General features: G+C 52.4%; 28 protein-coding genes. 8 read left to right on the top strand and 20 right to left on the bottom strand.

Annotation, left to right across the window (positions count from 1 at the left end):
- Positions 1-144: 144 nt before the first annotated feature.
- Entirely contained in the window at positions 145-1,209 is a 1,065-nt protein-coding gene (locus tag AC0LWF_RS01700) for a GerMN domain-containing protein (RefSeq protein ID WP_474649843.1), read from the bottom strand.
- A gap of 137 nt (positions 1,210-1,346) precedes the next feature.
- Here AC0LWF_RS01700 and AC0LWF_RS01695 point away from each other — a divergent pair, with 137 nt between their 5' ends.
- Positions 1,347-1,886 (top strand): phosphatidylglycerophosphatase A family protein, encoded by a 540-nt coding sequence (locus AC0LWF_RS01695; RefSeq protein WP_474649842.1) that lies wholly within the window; start codon positions 1,347-1,349, stop codon positions 1,884-1,886.
- A gap of 80 nt (positions 1,887-1,966) precedes the next feature.
- Here AC0LWF_RS01695 and hemG read toward each other — a convergent pair whose 3' ends face one another.
- From hemG to hemE, 3 genes are read right to left on the bottom strand one after another with little or no spacing between them, the layout of a single operon-like run.
- A complete protein-coding gene (gene hemG / locus AC0LWF_RS01690; protein ID WP_474649841.1) occupies positions 1,967-3,442 on the bottom strand; it encodes a protoporphyrinogen oxidase in 1,476 nt (491 codons plus the stop codon).
- 42 nt (positions 3,443-3,484) lie between these two features.
- Entirely contained in the window at positions 3,485-4,420 is a 936-nt protein-coding gene (gene hemH / locus AC0LWF_RS01685; RefSeq protein WP_474649840.1) for a ferrochelatase, read from the bottom strand.
- 15 nt (positions 4,421-4,435) lie between these two features.
- Positions 4,436-5,500: a uroporphyrinogen decarboxylase gene (gene hemE / locus AC0LWF_RS01680; protein WP_474649839.1), complete on the bottom strand. Its 1,065-nt coding sequence runs from the start codon at positions 5,498-5,500 to the stop codon at positions 4,436-4,438.
- 187 nt (positions 5,501-5,687) lie between these two features.
- Here hemE and AC0LWF_RS01675 point away from each other — a divergent pair, with 187 nt between their 5' ends.
- A complete protein-coding gene (locus AC0LWF_RS01675) occupies positions 5,688-6,914 on the top strand; it encodes an MFS transporter (protein ID WP_474649838.1) in 1,227 nt (408 codons plus the stop codon).
- A gap of 751 nt (positions 6,915-7,665) precedes the next feature.
- On the opposite strand, the gene AC0LWF_RS01670 is transcribed toward AC0LWF_RS01675, so the two are convergent.
- On the bottom strand, positions 7,666-8,292 hold the full coding sequence (locus AC0LWF_RS01670) for an O-methyltransferase (RefSeq protein WP_474649837.1): 627 nt from the start codon (positions 8,290-8,292) through the stop codon (positions 7,666-7,668).
- Positions 8,293-8,475: 183 nt separating this feature from the next.
- On the opposite strand from AC0LWF_RS01670, the gene AC0LWF_RS01665 reads away from it, so the two are divergent.
- On the top strand, positions 8,476-9,624 hold the full coding sequence (locus tag AC0LWF_RS01665) for a THUMP domain-containing class I SAM-dependent RNA methyltransferase (RefSeq protein WP_474649836.1): 1,149 nt from the start codon (positions 8,476-8,478) through the stop codon (positions 9,622-9,624).
- 21 nt (positions 9,625-9,645) lie between these two features.
- Positions 9,646-11,655 (top strand): LTA synthase family protein, encoded by a 2,010-nt coding sequence (locus AC0LWF_RS01660; protein ID WP_474649835.1) that lies wholly within the window; start codon positions 9,646-9,648, stop codon positions 11,653-11,655.
- A gap of 148 nt (positions 11,656-11,803) precedes the next feature.
- Here the strand turns inward: AC0LWF_RS01660 and AC0LWF_RS01655 are convergent, their stop codons facing one another.
- The 6 genes from AC0LWF_RS01655 to melA all read right to left on the bottom strand — a co-directional run bounded on the left by AC0LWF_RS01655 (position 11,804) and on the right by melA (position 16,439).
- Complete coding sequence (locus tag AC0LWF_RS01655; protein ID WP_126018025.1) at positions 11,804-12,028, bottom strand: YuzB family protein; 225 nt, start codon at positions 12,026-12,028, stop codon at positions 11,804-11,806.
- 25 nt (positions 12,029-12,053) lie between these two features.
- Complete coding sequence (locus tag AC0LWF_RS01650; RefSeq protein WP_474649834.1) at positions 12,054-12,356, bottom strand: iron-sulfur cluster assembly accessory protein; 303 nt, start codon at positions 12,354-12,356, stop codon at positions 12,054-12,056.
- A gap of 119 nt (positions 12,357-12,475) precedes the next feature.
- Positions 12,476-12,715, bottom strand: a complete 240-nt coding sequence (locus tag AC0LWF_RS01645) for a hypothetical protein (protein WP_126018027.1) — start codon at positions 12,713-12,715, stop codon at positions 12,476-12,478.
- 40 nt (positions 12,716-12,755) lie between these two features.
- Positions 12,756-13,961, bottom strand: coding sequence for a M14 family zinc carboxypeptidase (locus AC0LWF_RS01640; protein WP_474649833.1), 1,206 nt, complete (start codon positions 13,959-13,961; stop codon positions 12,756-12,758).
- Between the two features lie 142 nt (positions 13,962-14,103).
- Positions 14,104-14,913, bottom strand: a complete 810-nt coding sequence (gene racE, locus AC0LWF_RS01635; protein ID WP_474649832.1) for a glutamate racemase — start codon at positions 14,911-14,913, stop codon at positions 14,104-14,106.
- A 227-nt stretch (positions 14,914-15,140) separates the two neighbouring features.
- Positions 15,141-16,439 (bottom strand): alpha-glucosidase/alpha-galactosidase, encoded by a 1,299-nt coding sequence (gene melA, locus AC0LWF_RS01630; RefSeq protein ID WP_474649831.1) that lies wholly within the window; start codon positions 16,437-16,439, stop codon positions 15,141-15,143.
- A 182-nt stretch (positions 16,440-16,621) separates the two neighbouring features.
- On the opposite strand from melA, the gene AC0LWF_RS01625 reads away from it, so the two are divergent.
- The 3 genes from AC0LWF_RS01625 (at position 16,622) to AC0LWF_RS01615 (ending at position 19,775) form a co-directional block, all read left to right on the top strand.
- On the top strand, positions 16,622-17,506 hold the full coding sequence (locus tag AC0LWF_RS01625; RefSeq protein ID WP_474649830.1) for an AraC family transcriptional regulator: 885 nt from the start codon (positions 16,622-16,624) through the stop codon (positions 17,504-17,506).
- A 155-nt stretch (positions 17,507-17,661) separates the two neighbouring features.
- Entirely contained in the window at positions 17,662-18,135 is a 474-nt protein-coding gene (locus AC0LWF_RS01620; RefSeq protein ID WP_474649829.1) for a MarR family winged helix-turn-helix transcriptional regulator, read from the top strand.
- Positions 18,132-19,775, top strand: a complete 1,644-nt coding sequence (locus AC0LWF_RS01615) for an MDR family MFS transporter (protein WP_474649828.1) — start codon at positions 18,132-18,134, stop codon at positions 19,773-19,775. Before AC0LWF_RS01620 ends, AC0LWF_RS01615 begins: the two co-directional genes overlap by 4 nt.
- On the opposite strand, the gene AC0LWF_RS01610 is transcribed toward AC0LWF_RS01615, so the two are convergent.
- The 6 genes from AC0LWF_RS01610 to AC0LWF_RS01585 form a co-directional block, all read right to left on the bottom strand.
- Positions 19,669-19,932 carry a hypothetical protein gene (locus AC0LWF_RS01610; protein WP_474650447.1) on the bottom strand — a complete coding sequence of 88 codons (264 nt, stop codon included), beginning with the start codon at positions 19,930-19,932 and terminating at the stop codon, positions 19,669-19,671. The genes AC0LWF_RS01615 and AC0LWF_RS01610 overlap by 107 nt on opposite strands.
- Positions 19,933-20,064: 132 nt before the next feature.
- Positions 20,065-20,487 (bottom strand): YtxH domain-containing protein, encoded by a 423-nt coding sequence (locus AC0LWF_RS01605; protein WP_474649827.1) that lies wholly within the window; start codon positions 20,485-20,487, stop codon positions 20,065-20,067.
- A 19-nt stretch (positions 20,488-20,506) separates the two neighbouring features.
- Positions 20,507-20,992, bottom strand: coding sequence for a DUF948 domain-containing protein (locus tag AC0LWF_RS01600; protein ID WP_474649826.1), 486 nt, complete (start codon positions 20,990-20,992; stop codon positions 20,507-20,509).
- 447 nt (positions 20,993-21,439) lie between these two features.
- Entirely contained in the window at positions 21,440-22,117 is a 678-nt protein-coding gene (locus AC0LWF_RS01595) for a helix-turn-helix transcriptional regulator (protein WP_474649825.1), read from the bottom strand.
- Between the two features lie 88 nt (positions 22,118-22,205).
- Positions 22,206-22,631, bottom strand: coding sequence for a DUF86 domain-containing protein (locus AC0LWF_RS01590; RefSeq protein WP_474649824.1), 426 nt, complete (start codon positions 22,629-22,631; stop codon positions 22,206-22,208).
- 154 nt (positions 22,632-22,785) lie between these two features.
- A complete protein-coding gene (locus tag AC0LWF_RS01585; RefSeq protein WP_090572796.1) occupies positions 22,786-23,073 on the bottom strand; it encodes a Dabb family protein in 288 nt (95 codons plus the stop codon).
- Between the two features lie 110 nt (positions 23,074-23,183).
- Here AC0LWF_RS01585 and AC0LWF_RS01580 point away from each other — a divergent pair, with 110 nt between their 5' ends.
- Positions 23,184-23,441 carry a hypothetical protein gene (locus AC0LWF_RS01580; RefSeq protein WP_090572795.1) on the top strand — a complete coding sequence of 86 codons (258 nt, stop codon included), beginning with the start codon at positions 23,184-23,186 and terminating at the stop codon, positions 23,439-23,441.
- A gap of 50 nt (positions 23,442-23,491) precedes the next feature.
- On the opposite strand, the gene AC0LWF_RS01575 is transcribed toward AC0LWF_RS01580, so the two are convergent.
- The 3 genes from AC0LWF_RS01575 to AC0LWF_RS01565 all read right to left on the bottom strand — a co-directional run bounded on the left by AC0LWF_RS01575 (position 23,492) and on the right by AC0LWF_RS01565 (position 24,926).
- The gene (locus tag AC0LWF_RS01575; protein WP_474649823.1) at positions 23,492-23,875 is read right to left on the bottom strand and encodes a cupredoxin domain-containing protein; all 384 of its coding nucleotides are present in this window, start codon (positions 23,873-23,875) and stop codon (positions 23,492-23,494) included.
- Positions 23,876-24,001: 126 nt separating this feature from the next.
- Positions 24,002-24,373, bottom strand: a complete 372-nt coding sequence (locus AC0LWF_RS01570; protein WP_256217318.1) for a YhjD family protein — start codon at positions 24,371-24,373, stop codon at positions 24,002-24,004.
- Positions 24,374-24,533: 160 nt separating this feature from the next.
- Positions 24,534-24,926: a phage holin family protein gene (locus AC0LWF_RS01565; protein ID WP_474649822.1), complete on the bottom strand. Its 393-nt coding sequence runs from the start codon at positions 24,924-24,926 to the stop codon at positions 24,534-24,536.
- Positions 24,927-24,977 lie beyond the last annotated feature (51 nt).

Here is a 24,977-nt window from a genome sequence, read left to right as displayed (position 1 = left end):
TTTTACGTCAACCTCACTCATTTTACCAAAAGAATGCCTCAAAATCATCTTTCCAGCAAAAACGCAAGAAGACCTGCCCTAACCACACGCTTGCGCAGTGCGATTAGCCAGGTCTTCGATCATGCAGCCGCTTGCTTCCTGCAGCTATGATTTGAATGCATTCAGATGTTCTTGGCGAGTAACCGGCTCGCTGTACTTACGATTTTGAGTATCTACGAAGTCCGTCTTGCCATTCAGCTTCACCTGTACCTTGCTAAGTCCAGTAACCTCGGTGATTGACAGCACGAGCGCGTCCATCATTTCTGCCGGCTCAGGCTGACCCGCTTGATAGCTGTCGTCCTGCAGCTCGACCGTTACGACGTCCTTCTTCTTCGTCACACTCTTCACAAGCACATCCGAAGTCATAACCGCTTTAAGCGGAAGGTTGTTGATCGGACCGCTGATGAGCTGCTCGATCGCCGTCTTCGCTTTATTGTCGGAACGGTTCACAAGGCGAGTCACCGGCACAAAATAAGGCTCGTCGTCAGGCGTAACTGCGGAGAAATAAATCGTAACCGGCGTCGATAGGCTATAGTCCACGTTATCGGCAGCTTCAAGGTTAATACCGATTGCGCGAGTGAGATCATCGTCCATCGGCAGACCGTCGACCGGCATCTCCGTGAGGCGCGTTCCTTCGAGATTAATCTCGACTTTATTGACGTCAGGCAAGCTTGTCAGCGTCCAAGTGAGCGCCTCAACAATTTGCCGTTCGTCCTCTGCTTTATAGTTGTTGAATTCCTTCGAGAAATCGACAATGGCAAGCTTTTGATCAGGAACGAGTTTAAGCCCTTTGATGACAGTGCCTTCAGGCAGCACCGCTTGGAAGCCGTCAGGAATCTCGCTTGCATACGTTCCTCCGTCTACCATCATTTCCAGCGCTTTCTGTCCCGGCTGCTCGTCCGCGCCGAGTCCTGCCATTACCGTAATTGGCGCAAGGAGTCCGTTCCGGTCCTTCAAGTAGAGCGTCATCTGCGACGAATCGCTTTGTTCGCCCTGTGCGACAGTTTGTCCCTTGTTGTCCGCGCCTGCATTCACGTTCTGCGCACTGTTTTGCGGAGGGTCTATCGATTTGCTTGCTGGCTGAGAGAACAGTCCACAGCCGGTTGTCAAGATGGGCAGAGCCAGCACTCCCGCGAGCGCGGCCCGGCGAATGAGCCGTTTGTGAGTCATGGTTATTTTTCCTCCCTAATCATATTGTTGAATCTTTGGTTTTGGTACAAGGCCTGCTTTTGTAGTACTATATATACGAGCCCTCCAAATCAATTAGACCAGTTTTGTCCACCATTTTGAGACAAGGGGTGTTAGGCATGACAAAGTCCAGTTCGTACAGCCTCAACAGCGCGAAAATCGCCGAAGCGACGAAGGAATGGCTCACCAAACGCGGCGTCAAGACGTCTCAAATCGCCGAACTCGTTATTTTCCTGCAAAAGGATTACTTCCCCGACCTCACCATGGAGGAGTGCGAGCTGTACGTTGAAGCCGTGCTCACGAAACGCGAGGTGCAGAACGCCGTACTGACCGGTATTCAGCTGGATATACTGGCCGAGCAAGGCAAGCTCCTCTCCCCGCTGCAAGAAATGATTGAGAATGACGAAGGACTTTACGGCTGCGATGAAATTCTAGCCTTATCCATCGTGAATGTATACGGCAGCATCGGATTCACGAACTTTGGCTATGTGGACAAGCTCAAGCCGGGCATATTGAAGAAGCTTAACGATAAAGAAGACGCGGAATGCCACACGTTCCTTGATGATATTGTAGGTGCTATCGCCGCAGCGGCCAGCAGCCGCATCGCGCACCGCAAACAAGCGGAACGAGAAGGTCGAGTCGGACCGCCGATTGACTAATAAACAAATAAAGGGCCGCGCGGCTGCGTTAGTTCAATGACTAACACAGCCCGCGTGGCCCTTTTTATTTAAATAAACGTTTATTTGAAATCGCCAATTAGCGATTTGTAGACACCCATAGCCGCTTCTTTGCCTTGGCGAATGCAGTCTGGCAAACCGACCCCATCGAAGGCTGCGCCTGTAACCCAAACCCCTGGCATTTGCGCGCGGAGCTTCGTCCGAAGCTTCGCCGTCTCTTGCAAATGGCCGACTGGATACTGCGGCATCGAATGATGCAGCCTTGTAATCTCCGTGAAGAGCGGCTCTGCTGTAATGCCCATCGTATTCCGAATATCCCGGCGGACCGCGTCGGTCATCTGGTTGTCAGACAAATCAACAACTGCCTCATCACCGGAACGGCCGACGTAGCAGCGCAGCAGCACCTTGTCGCTTGGACTGGAATGCAGCCATTTTGCCGAAGTCCATGTGCAAGCTGTAATCGTTGTTCCTTCCGTGCGCGGAACGACGAAGCCCGAGCCGTCGAAGTCGATGCCGAGCGTCGCTTTATCGAACGCCATCACGACATTCGCAACAGACACATAACGAATCGCTCGCAGCGCATCGACATTCATATGCGGTTCAAGCAAATCAGCCGCATCGAATGCCGGAGCAGTAATGACGATACCATCTGCCTCCAGAATTTCGCCATTGCTTAGCAGCACTTCATAAGGAGCAACGTCTTCCCCATGCTCATCCGGATCGTTCTGACGGAATGCGACTGCTTTATTTCCCAGCTTCCACTCTACGTTAGCCAGTGCCTTATGCAGCGCATCAAGCATCGTCTGAAGACCGCCTCGGAACGTGAGGAACATGCTGTTCTTCACCGCATCCGGCAGCCGGGTCGCCACAGCCGGCGTTGACGCCGCAAGCCGCTTGTTAGCACGCATACCGCGAATCAGGCTGCCATGCTTGCGCTCTGCATCCCGAAACTGCGGGAACGTCGAAGCAAGGCTCAGCTTGTTCAATTCACCAGCATAGATGCCAGCGAGCAGCGGCTCTGCGACCCGCTCCATCACCTCAGCGCCGACGCGGCGCGTCAGGAAGTGTCCGATCGACTCATCGCCCGTTTCCTTGCTTGCCGGCGTAACGAAATCCATCATCGCCCGCAGCTTGCCGCCCCAAGAGAGCAGGCTCGTCTTCGCGAACGGCGCGATCTCCGTCGGTACGCCAAGCACAAGGCCCGGAGGCATCGGATGCAGCTTGCCGTGGTGCAAAATATAAGTCTTCTTGGCTTTCGGATTCGTTCCGACCAGCTGATTCTCAATGCCAAGATCATAAGCGAGATCGATAATCGGCGTCTTACGCGCCAAAAATGAATCCGGTCCCCGCTCAATTGTGAAGCCATCACGTTTCAACGTGTTGATTTTGCCGCCGATACGCTCTGAAGGATCGACAATCGTAACGAGCGCATCGCGGCCGCGCTGCTTCGCTTGTTTCAACAAATAAAAAGCGGAGCTCAGTCCACTGATGCCTCCGCCAATTACGACAAAGCGATCGCGTTTTCCATTACCCCGCATGCAGGTCATCTCCCCAAGGTAGGTTTCTCACGCTTATCTTTTTTATAGAAAAGCTGTCTTGCTCGCTTCCCGCACAGAATCAGCGAGTGTCTCCATATAACGCGAATCCGTGCCGAGCATGTCAATGCGCTCAAGCGTCAGACCAAGCTCGCGCGCGGCTGCCTGCGCTTCAATATCAATGTCATACAGCACTTCAAGATGCTCGGAGACGAAGCCAATCGGTGCAGACAGCAAACCTTTGTAGCCCGCTTCAGCGACTTCTTTCATCGTATCCAGAATGTCCGGACCAAGCCACGGCTCACGCGTACGTCCGGCGCTCTGCCAAGTAAACTGCCAATCCGGCGTGTCCGCACCCTCCGCCACAGCGGACGAAGTATCAAGCAGCTGCTGCTCATACGGATCGTTCATCTCGCGGATTTTCACCGGCAGACTGTGCGCGCTGAACAGCACTTTAATAGGTTGTACACTCTTCTCTTGCAGCTTGCTGTGCGCGTTCTTCACGCGTTCAACCAGCGCTTCAATCAGCTTTGGATGAAGGTGATAGCTGTCAACAGCCGTCATCGTGATGCCGACTTCCTTCGCTTTCTCCTCCGCACGCTTCACGTAAGCCCCAACGCTCATGATGGAGTAGTGTGGCGCAAGCACGATTGCAACCGCTTGTGTAATGCCGTCTGCCGCCATTGCCGTAACGCCATCTTCAATATAAGGACGCGCATGCTTCAGCCCTTGATAGCAGCGGAACTGATTAGGCGCCACTTCATCAAGCTTTGCCTGAAGGCCCGCCACTTGACGGTTCGTATTCTCGCGAAGCGGGAACACGCCGCCAACCACCGCTTCATAACGCTCGCTCAGCTCTGCTAGCTGCTCAGGCGTCGGAGCATGGCCTCTGCGGATATGCGTGTAATATTCTTCGATTTGATCCATACTCTCAGGAGTTCCGTAGGACATAACGAGAACGCCGATTAAGTTGTTAGCCATCTGCTGTCGTTCCTCCTACTTGCTAAGCGGCGCCGCCGCTGTTGCAATGGCCTGAGCCGAGTATTCATGCACGAATTCCGTCAGCTCGCGCAGCTTATCCAGCGACGCTTCCGGGAACAGACCGTGTCCAAGGTTGAAAATATATCCGGGTTCCTGAATGCCCTCATCAATAATCGCCTTCGCATGCTCCTTAATGACATCCATCGGAGCAGTCAGCACATAAGGGTCCAAGTTGCCCTGTACCGCATATTTGCCTTCCAGTCTGCGGCGGCCTTCCGAGATTGGCACGCGCCAGTCGAGGCCGATTACGTCTGCTTTCAGGTTCGTGAGCGTCGGGAGCAGCTCGCCGGATGCTACGCCTGGGAAGTAGATTTTCGGCTGCGGCAGATCAGACAGCTCGCTAAAGATCCGCTCAATCGTCGGTAGAACGTATTTGCGGAAATCATGCGGCGCAAGTGAGCCTACCCAGCTGTCGAACAGTTGGAACGCCTTGCCGCCATTAGCAATATGGGCACGCAAATAAGCGATAACCATGTCTCCGAGCTTGTCCATCAGCTTGAACCAAACGTCCGGCTCCGAGTACATCATCGCCTTCGTGCGAATATAGGACTTCGAAGGACGGCCCTCAATCAAGTAGCTCGCAATCGTGAATGGCGCGCCTGCGAACGTAATAAGCGGCACTTTCAGCTCGCGGTCGAGAATGCGAATCGTCTCCAGCACATGGGATAGATCGCCTTCTACGTCGATAGGCTTCAGCTTAGCAACGTCTTCCGCAGTGCGGATCGGGTTATGAATGACCGGGCCAACGTTCGCCACGATATCAAAATCAATACCGATCGAAGCAACAGGATTCATAATATCGGAATACAGAATCGCCGCGTCGACGCCGAGCTTGTTGATCGGCTGCATCGTCACTTCCGCTGCAAGCTCAGGCTGCCGACAAATTTCGAGCAGCGAGTATTTTTCTTTTATTTTACGGTAATCGGGATCGTAGCGTCCCGCTTGTCGCATATACCAGACGGGTAAGCGATCGACTTGTTCTCCACGGCAAGCACGGATGAATCGGTCGTTGTAGCTCATTGAAGTTCCCCATTTCTATCGTTTTCCCTACGTTTCCATTATGCCCTTTTTACGGAGGTGTAACAACCGCCGCACACCTTGCATGATTGACAAACATATGACAATGTTCGTCATGCTGTTTTGGCCGGGCGCGAAAGTGGTACTATAAAATGAATCAATGGAGTAGTAGTAGACGGGAGAAACCGCAATGGAGCAGTGGAAGAAAAATCTCGCGGTTCTCTGGTTCGGGCAGTTTCTCGTCATGGGCGGGATGACGATGATCATTCCGTTCATGTCGCTGTACTTGCAATCCGACCAGATCGGGCTGACGAACCAGCATGAAATCGCCACTTGGGCGGGCGTTATTTTTGCCGGCAACTTTGTCACTTCGTTTCTATTTCAGCCGCTCTGGGGAAAGCTATCCGACCGTTACGGCCGCAAAATGATGCTGCTTCGTTCAGGCTTCGGCATGGCTGTGGTTATGACGCTGATGGGTTTTGCTACATCGCCCTGGCATTTGCTTCTGCTGCGGATGGTGAACGGGACAATCTCCGGGTTTAATCCAGCAGCTGTTTCGCTCGTTTCGGCCACGACGCCGAAGAAGCAGATGGGCTTCGCCATGGGGACTCTGCAGTCGGGCGGCATCGCCGGCACGATTCTAGGGCCATTCCTCGGCGGGCTGCTGGCGGATGCGGTCGGATACCAGCCGATCTTCTATATTACGGGCACTAGCCTGTTTGTCGCCTCGCTCCTCGCCTACTTTATCGTGAAGGAGAGCTTCAATCGCGAGGTCGCAGCTGCACGGCCGAATGTCTCGGTCATCGAAGGCTTCAAGCAGCTGAGCCGAGTGCCGCAGCTCATGTCGCTGTTCGCGGTTACGTTCCTGCTCCAGTTCGCGAATATCGGCCCGATGCCGCTCATGCCGCTCTATGTGCAGCAGCTTCACGGCACAGCAGTTAATCTCGCATTCTGGGCCGGCTTCGTCGGCTCTGCGGCTGGATTATCGAACATGATCGCCGCGCCGCTGCTTGGGCGGCTCAGCGACCGGATCGGTCAGGAGCGTGTGCTCGGCATCTCGCTCATTGGCGCGGCGCTGCTGTTTATTCCGCAGGCGTTCGTGCATACCGTATGGCAGCTGCTATTGTGCCGGCTGCTGCAGGGCTGCTTCCTTGGCGGGCTAATCCCGTCCGTGAACGCGCTCGTGCGGCGCTTCACGCCGGATGGCATGGAAGGCCGCGCTTTCAGCCTGAATAGCAGCATGCTCGCCCTCGGCAACATGGTCGGCCCTATCGTCGGCGGCTTCGTCTCCGGCTGGACCGGCATCAGCGGCGTGTTCATCATCTCCGCCGTGCTCTTCGTCGTGAACGCGCTCTGGGTGCGGCGCACCCTCGTCAGCGGGAAGCGCGGAAACAGCGGCTCTGTGCGCGGGGGTTAGATATATTTGTGGTGGTGAAGATGGAGATAGAGATGGAAAGACCGTCCTTCGGGGCGGTCTCTTTGTTTTTGTGAGTATTAAAGCTACTTGGGGCTGGAGAGGAAAAACAGTGGTTGAAACTAAGGACGGAGGCAAAGTGTGAACTCCAGGGATCTACATTGACTGAAAATCAGCTGCTAGAGGCAAAGTTTGTACTCCAGGGCACTACATTGGCTGAAATTCAGCAGATAGAAGCAAAGAGTGTATTCTAGGGATCTACTTCCTCTTTGTCATCCATCAAGTGGACGTTTCCACCCATGTAGCTGGTCTGCTGGACCTCTTTGCTTACTCAAACCAACTTTCCGCCTAAGTAGCTGGTTTGCTGGACCTCTTGTTCCTTTCAACCCAACTTTCCACCCATGTAGCTGGTCTACTGGTCCTCTTCGCCAAACCCATCGAGATGAACCAAGCGATTCTCTCGAGACTAATCGCAATTGTCCCGCGATGCGCCCAAGAGGGGTACCCAGTACCCTTCATTCGCGTTATCAGCTCGATTTTCAACCAAGAGGGGAACTCAGTACCCTTCATTCACGTTATCAGACTCGAATCTCAACCATGTGGGGTACCCAGTACCCTTCATTCACGTAATCAGCTCGATTATCACCCAAGAGGGGAACTCAGTACCCTTCATAGAAATAGAAATAACCTCCACCAAAAACAAAAAGAGGCGCACCCATGTGCACCTCCCCTCACTCCCGCAACAACCCAACTACTACTTCACCACAGCAACCGCCAAGCCGTCATACGCTGGGAGCAGCGTGCCGATGAGGCGCTCGTCTCTTGCCATCGACTCGTTGAACTGACGCATCGCGATAACCGATGGGCCGTTCTTGTCGGGATCGATCGTTCTGCCGTGCAGCAGCGCGTTATCGCCTGTAATGACTGCACCCGGATTAGCAAGCTTAATCGCCCACTCCAGATACAACGGGTAATTCTCCTTATCGGCATCAATGAAGAAGAAATCGAACTTACGGCCTTCTTCAGCCAGCACCGCAAGGCTGTCTTTCGCATCGCCAACACGATACTCGGCGCGGTCGCCAAGACCGGCTGCTTCCAAGCTGCCCCGCGCGACATCCGCATAGTCCTGCAGCAGCTCTAATGAAGTAAGACGTCCACCGTCCGACAATCCCCTTGCCAGACAGATCCCGCTGTATCCGCCAAGCGCGCCGATTTCGAGTACATTGCGCGCTCCCGACATGCGGACGAGCATGGTCAGCAGACGGCCGTATCCTGCAGCGATGGAAATCTCCGGCATCCCCTTCTCGCGGATCGTCTGATGGACCCGCTCCAAATCCGCATCATCCCCAAGCAACCGTTCTACATACAGTTCCGTAGACATGTTCTCCTGCTCCTTTCGATTATGTACTCATGTAATGTTTGTAATTATTCCCGTAGATGTCCTATACTTGTACAGAAACGAATCTTCATCAATCTGAATCTGTACAAGATTTGATTCCATATTGATTGTATGATTTTTATAGACCGGATACAACCGGAACTCGTGAAGGCGGAGTGAGACATAATGGACAAACTGCAGCTGATCGCAACAGCTCCCATGGGGCTTGAAGCGGTCGTCGCACGCGAATTAAGAGATCTTGGCTATACCGATCAGAAAGTGGAGAACGGGCGCGTTATTTTTACTGGCGGTCCTGAAGATATTTGCCGTGCTAACCTGTGGCTGCGCACATCGGATCGCGTGCTTATTAAGATGGCGGAATTTCCTGCCACCACTTTTGAAGAATTGTTCGAAGGGACCAAGGCTGTCAACTGGCCGGATTGGATTCCCGAGGACGCTGAATTCCCGGTAGAGGGACGCTCCCATAAATCCCAGCTGTCGAGCGTGCCTGCCTGCCAAAGCATCGTGAAGAAAGCCGTCGTTGAGAAAATGAAGTCCGTCTACGGAACGGAATGGTTCCACGAGGACAATGGCATGCGTTTCGTCATTGAAGTATGGCTGCTGAATGATGTCGCCATGCTGACACTCGATACGACCGGGCCAGGGCTGCACAAACGCGGCTACCGCAAGCTCGTAACAGAAGCGCCGCTCAAAGAAACGATGGCGGCTGCGATGGTGCTGCTGAGCAGATGGCGCCCAGAGCGTCCGCTCTACGATCCCTTCTGCGGATCTGGCACCATTCCAATTGAAGCGGCGATGATTGCCTGGAATATCGCGCCTGGACTGCGCCGTACGTTCAACAGCGAGGGCTGGCCGATCGTGCCGGAAGAACTGTGGGAAAGAGCTCGCGAGGAAGCTTTTGACTCGGTGAAGGATGATATTCCGCTTCAAATTACAGGCTCCGACATCGATCCGGGGGCGCTTGAAATCGCGGCAGCCGCTGTGAAGAAAGCCGGATTCGCCAAAGATATTAAGCTGCAGCAAATGGCGGTATCGCGTATTAAGCCAGAAGGCGACTACGGCTGTATCATTACCAATCCGCCGTATGGTTCGCGTCTCGGAGATGAAGACGATGCGGAGAAGGCAATCCGCCAGCTCGGGTTAAGCGCTCTTTACTTGCCGACATGGTCGATGTTCGCGTTAACGCAGTCTCGTACCTTCGAGGACACGATTGGACGTAAAGCAGACAAGAAACGGAAGCTGTTCAACGGTCGTATCGAATGTGCTTTTTATCAATTTTTCGGCCCGTTGCCTCCACTTAACAAATCGGAATAAGCAGAAAGGATTTCATGAAACATGGCTGTTCCATTTCACTATTCACGGCGCCAGCAGGCGCCGTTTTTTCTCATTGCGCTGCTTCAAAGGCTTGATTTCATTCTGTTCATCACCTTGATGCTCTTGAAGCTGAACTTCTTCGACCGCATCATTCATGTGCCGAACATGGCAATGGTTCGCGATGACTGGATGACCGCTGCCGGAACGCTGATCGTCATCTCCTTCTGGACGTTATGGCTGCCGGCACGCGGGCGACGCATCGCTCTAATCGCACTCGATATCCTTCTGACCGCGATCGTGTACGCAGACCTGATCTATTTCCGTTACTTCCAAGACTTGATTACAGTCCCTGTCCTCATGCAGGCCGGGCAAGTCGGCGCGCTTGGGGAAAGTATCGGTTCACTGCTTAGCGGGAAAGACTTATGGTTCTTCGCCGACTGGCTGCTGCTTCTGCCACTCTTCATCTACACAGTGATACAATCACGCAGAAGCCGTAACACCCGCACGGCCGAACTGTCATTTCACAAACCGCGGCGCATGCCGATTGTAATTCGAAGACTCATCGCTTCGATCATCATCTTCGCGATCGGCTTCACTCTCGTCTACGCCCCTGTCCACAAGGCCAAACAAACGTGGGCGGCCGAGCTGTTCACGGGCAACTGGTGGAATCTGTCGCTGTATAACGTAACTGGCGTTCTTGGATTTCACGGCTACGATCTATACCGTTATGCGAATGAGCATTGGCTGCATGACAGCAAAGTAACTGCGGAGCAGCAAACCGCAGCTAAGCAATGGTTCCAAACTCGAGGCGAAATGCGCAAGCAACTCGAATCATCCGACGCCTTGTTCGGCAAATACAAGGGCAAGAACGTCATCATGATCCAGCTTGAGGCGTTCCAAAACTTCGTCATCAACCGTTCGATCGGCGGTGTGCCGGTAACGCCAAACATGAACAAGCTGCTGGAATCGTCGCTATATTATCCGAATTTCTACCACCAAACCGCGCAAGGGCGTACATCCGATGCCGATTTGGCGGCTAACGTGTCCCTCCAGCCGATGCCAACCGGCTCGGTATTTATCCGGTATGCACAGCATCAGTTCGACAGCATGCCGCAAACACTCAAGGATAACGGATACACGACAGCAGCTTTCCATGCGTACGACGGGGGGTTCTGGAACCGGAACATGATGTACGACCAGCTAGGCTACGACAAGTTCTATAGCAAGAAAGATTTCACCATGGATGAGCCGATCGGCTGGTCCCTTGGAGATAAGTCCTTCTTCCAGCAGTCGATAGCAAAAATGCAGCAGGAGAAGCAGCCCTTCTACTCGTTCCTTATCTCGCTATCGAGCCATCACCCTTACAAGCTGCCGCAAAGCGCTCAACAGCTCGATACGAAACAGTTCAGCGGGACGATGTTCGGCGATTATCTCGAGGCGGTTCACTACGTCGACGCCGCGCTTGGCTCTATGATCGACTCATTGAAACAAGCAGGACTATGGGATAAGTCCATCTTCCTCTTCTACGGAGATCACGATAATTCCATCGCGGATTGGCAGCCTTTCGAGTCCTTCCTCGGCCAATCGCTCGATGAAACCGAACGTTTCCGCATCCTCAAAGGAGTACCTTTTATCGTGCATTTGCCTGACGATGCACACGCGGGAACCTATGAGCAGCCGGGCGGACAGCTCGACATTACGCCGACAATTCTGCATCTGCTCGGAATCGCAAGCAGCGACAAAGTGATGATTGGCACGCCGCTCATTACAGCTGCACCGCCGCAAGCAGGCAAAAGAATCGTGTTCCGCAGCGGCGCGTACACAGATGGCAATGTACTCTATCTTCCCGCTGAAGATGGCCTGCCAGAGCACAGCAAATGTTACTCCATTGCAGGCACAGGCGCCACCGGAGCAAAGCAAGCCCAGCTCACCGACCAGAGCGTGTGCCACACCGGCGCTGTGGAAGCACGCAAAGAGCTAGACGCTTCCGATCTCGTCGTCGAATATAACCTCGTGCCTCAGCTGCACTGAGCGGTAACACTATAACCAACGAACAATCATTACAAAAAAAAAGAACCGCGTATCATCACGGTTCTTCAAGGCGGCTCTTACGATTGTCATCTGCTGTTTGAATCAGGAGGACAAAATCGTATTGGCCGTTTTTCTTTTTCTTCTGCTCTTATTTCTTCACATATTTACTTGCTTTCTCAATCGCTTCGTCCTCAGTCGGCGCAGTAATGTAGCGCCCGTTGATGAAGACGAAAGCGAACCGCGAGCACGGGCCGCAGTAAGACTTGCACGCAACTTTAATCTCCGTGTCCGGCGCCATCTGCTCCAGCTTCGGCACCATTTTCTTCACGTTGATGTGTTTGCATTTGTCGCAAATGCGAATATCGTTAGCCATGATTCTCTCCCTAACCGTTTACAAATTAATGGTCGCCGTGATTGCCTTTGGTCGGGTTAGAAATCATGAAGCCTTCTTGTGGCACAAAGAAGTAGTCAATTCTGACGCCGTCCAGCAGTTCCACGCCCTTCTCCAAAATGACTCTAATGTCCTTGTCCGTCTCGACGACTTCGTCTTTCTCTGTAGGCTCGTCCATTTGCATGCCGTAGTGGGCATGGTCGCCGTGCGAATGCGTAATGAAGACGCGCAGCAATTTGCCTTCGTTCTCTGGCTTATCGATTTCTTCACGAAGTACCTTCGCGGCATTACGTGTAATTTTGCAATTCATTGTCCATTCATCTCCTTATAGTTGCTGCCTTTGGGAAGCCTGCTCCCGGCACGATTCGTTTGACCCTGATCTCTCTATTGTAAAGAAACGCGGCGCATTGTTCAACCGCTATCGCCTTGTTATTTCAAATGCTCGCTATATTTGCGCTCCATATATCGGGTATACCATTCCGCCGCAATCATCGTCACCGCAATGTCGTCAATCGGCATGAACGGCATGACATCGGGCAGAACCCAATACAGTAACACAGGAACGACATAGAGAAGCTTGTCTACCAGCCGGACTTCCTTTGCACCGAGCAAACGGAAAATCCGGACAAACACCGCTCGCCAGTGGCGAAGCGAAAGCAGCTTGCGCATGTTGCAGCCCTCCTTCTACTTGCGCTCATTATAGCACAAGCTAGAGGGCCGCCTCCAACGCAGCGATAAGGAGCGGCCGCGCCTCGTCATATAGCCCCGGGAACGCGCCGACAGGGAGCGGATTCACGCCATAACCGACTTCAATCGTAAAGCCCGGCTTGCGGTATTGCAAAATGAACCAATCCTTATAACCGGCGTCACTGCCGGTCAGCTTGATCGGCTTATAGCCGCTCGATTTGCCAAGCTTATGCGCAATCGCTTCCGCCTCCGCAGGTTCGTAGCCGCGATAGTTCCAATAGATCTCCTGACCCTGCGTATGCAGCGCCACAACGAGATCGAACTGCTGCTCCTGCGTCAGCGCGTAGATCGCCTGCGCCTCCGGCTCCGACAAAGGCTTCTCGCCTGTATAATCACGCGGCCCTGGCCCCGGTACATCACGGCGCTCCGCTTCCTGCTCCCAGAATGCCGGGAACTGGTCGTTCAGATCAACGCCGCGCACATTCGCCTTCCATTTATGAAACCTCGGCGAGCCGTTATTCCACTGAAGCAGCTCGCTATAGTAAGGATGCTCTCGCGGAAGCCCCTCCTGCACAAGCTCTGCGCCATCGGGATTAACGAGCGGGACCGCCCATAACGACACGCGCCGGAGCAGCGTCCTCGCCTCGACGCCGCACAGCTTCTCGCCCGCAGCCGCAGCTTTCGCCATATCCTCGATGAACGTCATAAGCAGCGGCGCCGTAATCCATTCATTCGCATGCATGCCTGCATTCATATGCACCTTCACCGGCCCGTCCCCGAGACGAAGCGCGGCAATCGGCTTGCCCATCACGCTATGACCGATCGTATAGCTCTGCAAGAACGGGTACGCCTCGAGGAGCGATTCGATGTTGTTCATCAGCTCCCGCTGGCCATATTCTGCCCTTGCATCGACAATCCGGGAGCTGCCCGTATTTGGTATGGTAAGGAGCTGCCCTTCATGAAGCTGCTTCAGATCCAGCGGGCGGTTCGCCGCCTTCACCGCATATGTCGTCACAGCGAACCGGGCGGCAATGCGAAGCAGCGTATCACCAGACTGTACCCGATACGTAAAATAATGCTGAGCCGGCACTTGCAGCAGCAGCCCTGGCACTAACGGTTCATCCGCAGCAATGCCAGGGTTCGCCGCCAGCAGCGAAGCGGCATTCACATTATAAGTGCGGGCAATGCGCAGCACTGTGTCACCCTTTTGAACAATATAGGGAAGCATGTGATCACCCTTTCTAGTCACATGCTTATGCCGCGCGTGCCCGCAGAATGACACTTTAGAATCACACAAAAGAGCCGCCGCTCTCGTCCGGGGGACAAGAACGACGGCTATCTTCCCGACTTATGCTCGCGCTAAACGCACGTTATACGATCTTCGGCACCTGCCAGACGACAGGTGTAAGCTCGATCTGCTCTCCCAGCCATTCCTGGGCGATCATTCGAAACAACCGGGGATCTCCGCTGCAGAAGAATTGATGTACAGGCAGCTCCCCATCCCGCGTCAATCGGTTGCGATCATGCAAAATCGTGCTGATCTCTCTGGCTGTCTCATCCGCCGAGCTGATGAGCGCGACATCCTTGCCCATCACGCTTGCGATCGTCTCCGAGAGAAACGGATAATGCGTACAACCGAGGATAAGCGTGTCAATGGCGCGTTCCTTCAGCGGCTGCAAGGAGGATTCCACGACATCGTATGTTTCCTTGGAACGGAAATTGCCTTGCTCGACGAGCGGTACGAACCGCGGACATGCGAGGCTGAACACTTGTGTGGAAGGGGATAATTGCTTGAGCGCTTGCTCGTAAGCGCCGCTTCGAACCGTTCCATCCGTGCCGATGACGCCGACGAACCCCGTCTGTGTCCGGCTGTTCGCCGCGCGGGCACCTGGATGAATGACGCCGACGACCGGAATGGCAACGCGGGAGCGAATATCCTCGAGCGCGACGGCTGTAGCTGTATTGCAGGCGATGACTATCATTTTGGGACGGTATTGGATTAAATACTCAACGATTTGCCTTGTAAACCGAGTCACTTCTTCAGCGGGCCGCGGACCGTACGGGGTACGTGCAGTATCGCCGAAATAAATGATTTTTTCCCGGGGAAGCTGGCGCATAACTTCCTTGACGACTGTTAAACCGCCTACGCCAGAATCCAAAATTGCGATCGGTTGTTGCACAGACACACCGCTTTCTTGAACGTTTTGGCAGGACTTCAATAGAATATGAATACTCCTCAGAAAAGGTACCTACATCTTAGCGCAAAATAGGACAAGGTTCAACAAAACCCGCCTCCCGGCAGGAGCGGACTCTCGCTCACGACTTCGACCAAAAAAATAAAAACCGCCCTAGCCGGCAGCACTGCATCGAGGCAGTGCGGCAAGCTCGGACGGTATTCATTCTTAGCTTATTTGTAAGCTGGCAGCCAGTCGCCATGCGCTTCGATCAAGTCGTCGCACATTGCTTTGATGTCGTCCATCGACAGCTCAGCGCTAGTGTGCGGATCAAGCATCGCAGCGTGGTAGATATGCTCGCGCTTGCCAGTCATTGCCGCTTCGATTGTGAGCAGCTGCGTGTTGATGTTCGTACGGTTCAGCGCTGCCAATTGCGGCGGCAGATCACCTACGAATGTCGGCGTTACGCCGCTGCGGTCAACGAGGCAGGACACCTCAACGCAAGCTTCCTTCGGAAGATTCGTGATCAGGCCGGTGTTCATCACATTGCCGCCGATTTTGAACGGAACGTTCGTTTCAATCGCTTCGAAAATATACGATGCATACTCATGCGTACGTTTATGCTGCAGCTCTGGATTGCTGACCAGTTCTTGCTTCAGCTTCTTCCAGTTGCCGATTTGCTCGATACAACGGCGCGGATATTCATCCAGCGGAATGTTGAAGCGATCGACTAGCTCCGGATAGTTGCGTTTGATGAAGTACGGGTGGTACTCGGCATTATGTTCAGATGACTCTGTAATGTAGTAGCCGAAGTTCAGCATCATCTCATAACGGACCATATCATGGTGCTTCTCTTTCTGCTTCTCACGCGCACGGCGTTTGATTTCTGGGTACAAGTCCACGCCATCCTTGCTCACCTCAAGCAGCCACGCCATATGGTTGATACCGGCGATTTTGGATTGAACACCCGTCTTATCCATACCCAGATCTCTGAACAGATCAGATACGCACGCTTGAACGCTGTGGCAAAGGCCGACCGTTTGGATGCCTCCGTACGTATTCATGACATTCGTCAGAACCGCCATCGGATTCGTATAGTTCAAGAACAAGGCGTCCGGGCAAACCTCTTGCATATCTTCCGCAAAACCAAGCATGACAGGAATGGTGCGCAGGTTACGGAAAATACCGCCGATACCGACCGTATCTGCAATGGTTTGACGAAGGCCATACTTCTTCGGAATTTCAAAATCCGTAATCGTACATGGGTCGTAGCCGCCAACTTGGATGGCGTTGACTACATATTTGGCACCGCGAAGCGCTTCTTTACGATCGGAGTACGCCTTGATCGTCGACGTGCTGCCGCATGTGTTCTTGATATGATTGAGCATGCTCTCGGAATCGGCGAGCCGCTCTGGGTTAATATCGAACAGAGCAATCTCAAACCCTTGAAGGGCTGGTGTATGTAATACATCCCCCAGTACATTCTTCGCAAATACAGTGCTTCCTGCACCAATAAACGTAATTTTCGGCATGATGTGCCTCCCCAAATAATGTTCATAAATGTAAGCGGATTAATGTCTTACTATAATCCTTACTATACGGCATGAATGAACGGTTTGAGTAGGATATAATGCGTGTTTTATATGTACATTTGTAGTTTTTTAAACTACACTACTTGTAGCAAAATGTTGGTGAAAGCGAGGCTTCCCCTGCTATGAGCAAAATCAATGCACGCACGTCCGATCACTTCAAGTTCGCCGTCGTCAACAATACGCAGCCTGCTCAGGGCGAATTGTCGGTTATGTTTGCAGGCGAAGGCAAGCCGATGCCCGGACTCACGAACGGTCCCGCCGTACATAACTATTATCTGGTTCACACAGTTGTTTCGGGCCGCGGCATGTTCGAGATCAGCGGGCAGCGTTTTATATGCACAAAGGGCGATACATTCGTTATTTTTCCGGACGAGCTGTTTACTTATATCCCTGACGATGCCGACCCGTGGCATTATATGTGGGTCGCCTTCAAGGGTCATATCTCTGAGCATTTGCTGCTTAGCCTAGGCATTACGGCAGCGAATCCGATCGTCCACGCAGAGGACATCCGTTCGCTTGTTTCGCTGTACCGCAAGATGCGCAGCACGTTTGAACAGACCCCTTTTCCCGAGCTTGCAGATTTGGAGGCTGAAGGTCTGCTTCGTGTTTTTTTGAAGGAGCTCGGGCAGCATAACGCCGGCAAGCTTGCGTTCAACACGCTTGCGATCATCCCGGATATTGAACGGCAAATCAAACAGGCCGTGCGCTGGCTTTCTTACCAATATGCGCAGCAAATTTCCATTGAAGATCTCGCGCGCAGCCTCGGCTACCACCGGACGCACTTGTCCAAAATGTTCAAGCAGGTGACTGGCATTTCCCCGATGCAATTTCTGCTGAAGGTGCGGATGGAGCGGGCCAAGGAGCTGTTAAATGGCGAGATTCATCTGTCCATCGACCAAGTCGCTTCCTCTGTCGGCTACTCGGACGCGCTCTACTTCTCCAAGCAATTTCGCAAAACATTCGGCCTTTCGCCTTCCGAATATCGGCAGCAGGCGCGCAGCCAATAAGTCCCGCTCCGCTTTTCTATTGAACATGGGCAAAATAATGGTAGCAAACTCCCATCAGACATCTCTTGACAGAAGAGCTGTTCTTTTTTATTATTTAGTTAAATTGTTTAAATATTAAATAGTAAAACTATTATTGGCGAAAGGAGTGTCGTCCAATGACCAGCAGCTATGCCGAACGGTTCCAGAATGCAATCGCGACAACGAACCGGAAGATCGGCGCGATGATCAACCACAGCATGGAAGCCGGCTTAACGGGACCCCAATGCTACTTAATGAAGCTGATTTCCGAAGAGAAGCGCGCTACCGCATCGATGCTTGCAGAGCATATGGAAGTGAAGCCAAGCGCCATCACGGTTATGCTTGACCGGCTTGTTCAGAACGGCTTCGTCTTGCGGGTGCCGGATGCGAATGACCGGCGGGTAATGATCCTGCAGCTGACTGAAAAAGGTAGCGAAGCATTCACTAAAGTACGGACGAATTATACAACCATTCTTGATCAGCTTCTTCAACAGCTTGATGCGAGTGAAATCGACCGCTTCGTGCAATCCTTTGAGTATATTGCTGACGCTGCTGTGAAGTTAAACGACGGACTCAGCCAGAATCCACCGCACAAGGAGCGATTACGATGACAGAACAATCTGCGGCTTCATCTCAGGAAGTACAGCAATCTCAAGCTGCATTCAAGCATCGCGGCATGCTCATCACAGGTCTTATCATTGCGATGCTGTTCGCCGCGCTCGACAACACCATTGTAGGTACGGCCATGCCGAAGATTATCGGCGAGCTCGGTGGTCTTAGCCTGTTAACTTGGGTAACGACCGCTTACATGCTAACCTCGACAACCGTCGTACCGATTGCCGGCAAGCTTGCCGACATGTTCGGGCGCAAGCTTATTTATGTAACCGGAATTATTATTTTTATCATCGGCTCTGCGCTTTGCGGGATTTCCACTTCAATGGAGCAGCTGATCATTTACCGCGGCATTCAAGGAATCGGCGGCGGCGTCATGATGCCAATGGCGATGATTATTATCGGGGACTTGTTCACCGGCAAGCAGCGCGCGAAGTGGCAAGGGGTATTCGGTGGCATCTTCGGCCTCTCGTCCGTAATCGGTCCGCAAATCGGCGGATTCATCGTCGACAATTGGACATGGAACTGGGTGTTCTACATTAACTTGCCTGTCGGCGTAATCGCCCTCGTCTTTATTATCCGGGGCCTTCCGAAGCATCGTGCGGTCGGCAAGCCTAAGATTGACTATGCAGGTATCGTTACGATGATCGTCGGCGTCGTCAGCTTGCTGCTTGCACTATCTTTCGGCGGCAAAGATTATGCTTGGACTTCTTGGCAGATTATCGGCTTGTTCGTCTTGGCGTTCGTTTCATTATTCGCGTTCGTCCGCATTGAGAGCCGAACGAGCGAACCGATCTTGCCCGTCCATTTGTTTAAGAATCGAATCTTCTCGACCGTTAACGGCGTCGGCTTCTTCCTCAGCCTTGGCATGTTCGGCGCAGTCGTATTCGTTCCGCTGTTCATGCAAGGCATTATCGGCACAAGCGCTACCGCATCAGGCACCGTCATGATGCCGATGATGATCGCGCTAATCCTTGCAAGCATTGTCGGCGGTCAAGTCGTTTACAAGATTGGGCCCCGTCGCCAGATGGTGATAGGCATGCTCATCGCAGCAGTCAGCTTTTTCTTGCTTTCTACAATGAGCGAGAACACAACGCGGCTTATCGCTTCTTCCTACATGGTTATCATGGGCTTTGGTATTGGCCTAGTTATGCCGTTGCTGACTCTGGTGCTGCAGGAGAGCTTCAAACGCGAAGAGCTTGGCGTTGTCACATCCTCCGCCCAGTTCTTCCGCTCCATCGGCGGCACGTTCGGCATTACGATCCTTGGCGCCATTATGAATCATGTGTCAGGCAGCGAGCTTGATACGAAGCTGACGCCGATTATTACGAAGATGCCGGATCAAATGGCAGAATTCAAAACAAAAATTCTCGAACTGATTCATACCGATCCGCACGGCTTGTACAATACACTGCTTAATCCGGATGCACTTAAGCAGCTGCCGAAGGAAGCAATCGAGACGATGGTTCCCGTGCTGAAATCAACCCTCGTCGACTCCTTGCACAGCGTCTTCTTATATGCGCTCGTATTCATCATTGTAGGTGCTCTTCTGGCTCTTCTAATCGGCAAAGTGAAGCTGACTCAGCGTTCCAAAGAAGAGAAGAAGGAAGCCGCCATGCAGATGGCTGACTCGCATTAATTTCATCAAGGAGGCTTCGCCGCTTAGCGGTGGAGCTTTGCTGTCTGTACAGCAAATGAATTTCAATATTCCGCTTCTCAAGATGCGCTCTTGCTCCAGATTCGGAGCCCCACACCTTTCGCGTCTTTTGCGGGATATATAAATGCGTGCCTTCAATATATTTTTGTATTTCCTCAACAAGATGAGGAGGTAGTATCTGAATGGCTTTTACGTATCCAAATGAAACATTAAAAAGGCTTCGCCGCAGCTGTTGCGACGAAGCCTTTTTTGCAGCTTTTGAACCAAGCGATTAGCCGATTGTTTGCAGTTCTTCCGTGCGCTCGGACACGATTTCTTCTGCTTTGTCTTGCACGGATTCAGCTGCTTCTTGCACCAGCTCGCCTGCGTCACCCACAGCTTCGACAACATCAAGATCGTCGCTGCCGGAACGCCAGCTGCGTACGTTGTCGATCAATTGGCTTGCTGTATCTTTTGCTTTCGAAGCTGCCGTCGTTACGCCGTCGCCTACTTGCTTCGCAATCTTCGTTGTGCTCTCCCCTACTTGGGAAGCGATGCGTACTGTATGTTCAGATACCACCTGCGTGCCGTCTGCGATGTCCTTGCGCAGCTCGCGTCCAGGCTTTGGTGCAAACAGCAGTGCTGTTACGGAACCGATTACGCCGCCTGCAATCGCGCCATATACGAAACTTTTTGCTCCACTTTTCTTTGCCATTTGAATACGCTCCTTTGTGTTAGATAGTAGTATCCTGCCCTAGGTCATGACCTGAGCATGCAGAGGCGCGGTTTTCTTTTCGCTTCGTTTGCCATAATTGAAACACCGCGTATCCAACCTCTGCCCAGTCCATTGCATCCGTAATTTGGTGCCTCAGCTTATCGCCGGATTTCGCAGCATGCCGCTCAACCGTGTCATTCAGCTCAGCGGTTAGCCGGCTTACGGTCAAGGACAGCTGGCTGGCCGAATCGCCAATGCGGCGCGTCGCATCCGTTAGCCGGGACACACCTTCCAGCTGCTTCTGCACATTGCGCATCGTCGCTGTCATCGGATCAAGCAGCTCGCACACTTGCTCTTTGGCTTCCGCAGTATGGCGTTCCATCGCCTCAGCAGCCATAAGCAGCTTCGCCAGCTTCCGATCAGCCGAGCGCAGCCAGATTAAAATGCCTGCGACAAGCGCAACGAACGCCGCTACCGCAATCGCCTCAAGCCAAATCGTCTCCATCGTTTGGCACCTCCTTCACGTAAGCCCCCAGGGCAAATGCCCATTAACTTACTGACATAATACCCAGTATGGGCTTGGCTTGACACTCCGATTGCGAAAAAAATTGGGCTAATGCCCTAATGGCACTAGCCCAATCGTTATTTTTGCGGTTGCTTTCTTCAGTCTTAGCTTCGGTCTCAGCTATGTGAATATGACCGGTTTTTTGTTGTCCGAGAGACGCATTCATGACAAGTGGAAATATCCTTTATCGGAGTCGATTCCTCTGTGGTCGCCTAGGCGAAATGATTTGCGCGGTTTAACCGACGCTAAATCATTTGCGCCTTTGTATTCGGATTTCCAACCACGTTCCCATTGTTCAAAAGGGAATCCGAATACGACAGCGATCGAAAGAACATTCGAACGCGCAGCGTCCCCCGGTTTTCACCTCATATAAAAAAAAGAGCTGCCCTAAAGGACAGCCCCCACCTTCCCAATCCGATAGCTGCACTTGCCCCCGCCTTTTGCCAAGCACTCCGTCCGTTCCACGTCTGTGCCGAGCAGCTGCTGGAACAAGGCCAGCTCGCAGCCGCAAGCTTGCTGATAACGGTTCGCCACCTGGGCAATCGGACAGTTGTACTCGTGCAGCACAATGCCGCTTTCATTCGTCTCGACCTGCACCATGTAGCCGCCATCGTTCTGAATGACCGCAAGCTCCGTTACTTTCTGCTCCAGTGTCTTGCCTTCCATCCGGTGCGCGTACCGGTCAATGAGCTTCCGTTTACGGCCTTCAAACAACCGGTCAACGATAAGTGCCGTCTCCGGATCGTCCTCCAGCTCCTCCAGAAAGTCAAGTGCAAGTACGTGGTAGTTCTTCGGGAACAAGAGCTCGGCTTGCTCAGTCAGACTGAACATATGCGTCGGCCTGCCCATTGCCTGACGGACAACGGTCGGCGTTATGAGTCCGTCACGCTCGAGCGTACTCAAATGGCGCCGCACGGCCATTTCCGTAATTTGCAGCTGCTTGGCCAGCTCGCCCGCATTCATTTGCCCGTTCGTCTTCAGCAAGAAAAGCACAGTTTGCCGTGTCGAGCCTTCCTGCCGGAATGCCTGCTCCTTCTGCGAAAACGGCGTCCCATCCTGTTCCATTCCAATCACATCCTTAATCGTTCCAACCCTTATCGCAAATGTAACGCATTTTTACCGTTTCGTAAATCGACAAAAGCTTAGGTTCTGTCTACTCCCCAAGCTCCTGCACCAAATACGATTCCACCGCCGCTTTGAACGCCGTCAGCGTATGAGGCAGCTCAGCCGCCAGCGGATGCCACTCGCCTCTTGTCCACTCGAAATAATCCTGCACGAGCGGCTTGCGCAAGCGAACCAGCTCAAGCAAGGTCTCCAGCAGCTCCGCTGGGAATACACCTTCGCCAGCAATGATCGTAATAATATCCTCGTAGCTGCTCGCATCCCGCATGATGAAGCCGTCAATCAGGTAGCTGCCGATATCGGTAACCGCCTCGATTGCCAGATGGAGCGCCCGCTCCTGGGCAAGTCCTTGCAGCAAGCTGCCGTCCCAGCTTTGCTGCAGCAATTCCAGTGCTGCAACAACTTCCGGTATGACATGCAAGCGCACATTCAACTGTTCACGATTCACATAATACATCCTGCTAAATCTCCTGTTCTGCTTATGACCGTTTCGTTTTATTTTTACGTGCTTTGCGCTTGAGCCACAAGGCCATCACGATCGCACTAATAATAACGACCATCAGATAAGTCATCATTTCAAATACGTCACCCATTGTTTAAGCCGTCCTTTACTACGATTCGAAGTCTACGCTCGCAGAAGCTTCGCGAACTTCAGTCATATGCGCGATAACCTCTTTATGTACAGGATGTACCTGGTAAGCCGCGAGCGTTTCCATCGATTCAAATTTTGTAATGAGAGCAATATGGTACGAACGCTCTGAATGCAGCACGTCAGTGCCCACTTCGATCGAGAGCAGCTCATCAATCTTGCCTTCCATATTCTTCAGCACTTGAACTGTGCGCGCAACGCTCTCCGGGCTGCCATCCTTCAACTTGAACAATACGATATGCGTAATCATAATGCGAACCGCTCCCTCGTCAATGTAGTGGATTGAGAAACATCCTTTTGTCACATAATAACTCAAGGTGCCGTCGTTCGGCAATCTTCCAGCAAAGGTGTGTGCAGAGTATGCGATATCCGGTTACTATTGTAGCCTCGCTGATCGGCTTCCTGTTATGCCTCTATAACTCCACAGGATACGATCCGCATAATTTCGTCTTCTTCATGTTCAGCGTGCCTGCCTGGTTCGCGGACATGATTATGGACATTCATAATGTGAATGTCTATTTCATGTACGTCCTGACTATTGCCAGTTACGCTCTTCTTGGTTATATCTGTGACTGGACAATTGCCCGAACAAAAGGAAAACGCCGTTCATATGACTAGCAGGTGAGCCTGCAAAAAAAAGGAGCCGCAATTTGGGCTCCTTTTGCTTCTTATTCAACTATCAGAACGGCTTTCATATCTTGATGGCCTGCTCCGCACATAACGGCACAGTGCATCTCATACTTGCCTGGCTTATCGAACGTGACATCTTGCTCCATCTTGTCGCCTTGAAGATCAATACCGAGATCCGGAATTGCCAGGCCGTGAACGCCGCTCTTATTGATGAGCTTCAGCTTCACTTTATCGCCTGTCTTTACTTTGTATTCTTTTTGGTCAAATACGAAGTCTGAGGATGCTTCTACCTTCATTAGAGTAACGCCTGGCGGCAAAGATGCTGCCTCGTCTACCGGCTTGCCCGGAAGCTCTGTCGTCAGCAAAACAACGCCTAAAATCGAAGCTGCTGCGAAAACGATGAACATAATCCACTTATGCATTGCTTCTTGCTCCCCTTTTCATCAAATGTCTACTCCTTATATTACATAAGATCGTCCGTTCTTCTCAACCTTAAACTGTGTCAACAAATAAACTTTTTTCACCTTTTTGACAAAACGATGAACGTACTACTTCGTCAAATATGTCCGAAGCAGCCGCTCAGCCTCCGCTTTCACAAACGTCCACGGCATGGAGAAGTGATGCTGATAGCCCATGCAGCTATATGATGCCGTCAGCCCCTCCGTCGTGCGCTTCTCCTGATACAGGTGGATGCTGCACGCCCGAAACTGTCTGCGTATCGACGCCAGCTCCAGCAGCACTCGGTCCTGAAGACCGCGCATCATCGACTCATACAGGCGCGGCAGCTTCGTTGCCGTCGCTCCCACGATGCGAATGTCATGATCGAGAATTTGACTTACGACGCCAAGCAGCACATATCGCTTCACAAGCTCCAGTTCCTTGCCGATTTGAACGGGCGGCGATGCTTGATTCATCTCCACAGCCAATGTAACCCCTCCAAGCCTCTAAACAATAAGAACATTTGTTCCCATTATAGCAGTGCCTGCTTCAAGATGCAAGCAGCTGCCAAGGCGAGCATATGGAGGGCAAGAAAAACGGCCATCCTAAAAAGGATGACCTCAAATGAAGGGAGCTATACGTTTATTTACTCTTATTCTTCAATACTTCAATAAACTGGCGAAGCCGATCCGGCAACGGAACGCCGATCCGACCCAAGTTCTCCGTAATAGAAATAAGCTCATTTGCCAAATAAAAATAAATGGCTCCGCCCATGGCAACGTTATTAAGCTCCAGCAAAATATCGATTCGGTGGGCAAGCAAAATAACGAGCAGCATTATGCCTTTCTTCGTTAATCCCCATGATCCAACCCCGCTGTTTAACCCCTTCTCCTTTACCGCGGCTGTAACGCCGGTAGCGTAATCTACGCCCATTGCCACAATGAGTAATGTCAATGATTCCGGCCACATACCAAAGGAGAACGTGAGCAGCGATCCAAGCACAGCGGTAATACTGCAAACGATGGTGTGTGGCACGATCGTTACCTCCCTTCCTGATGCAATTGCAATACATCATATGCGGGAGAA

The sequence above is a fragment of the Paenibacillus sp. sgz302114 genome (assembly GCF_056120345.1).
The sequence above is the reverse complement of the archived record's forward strand: the minus strand, read 5'-3'. Positions and strand labels throughout refer to the sequence as shown.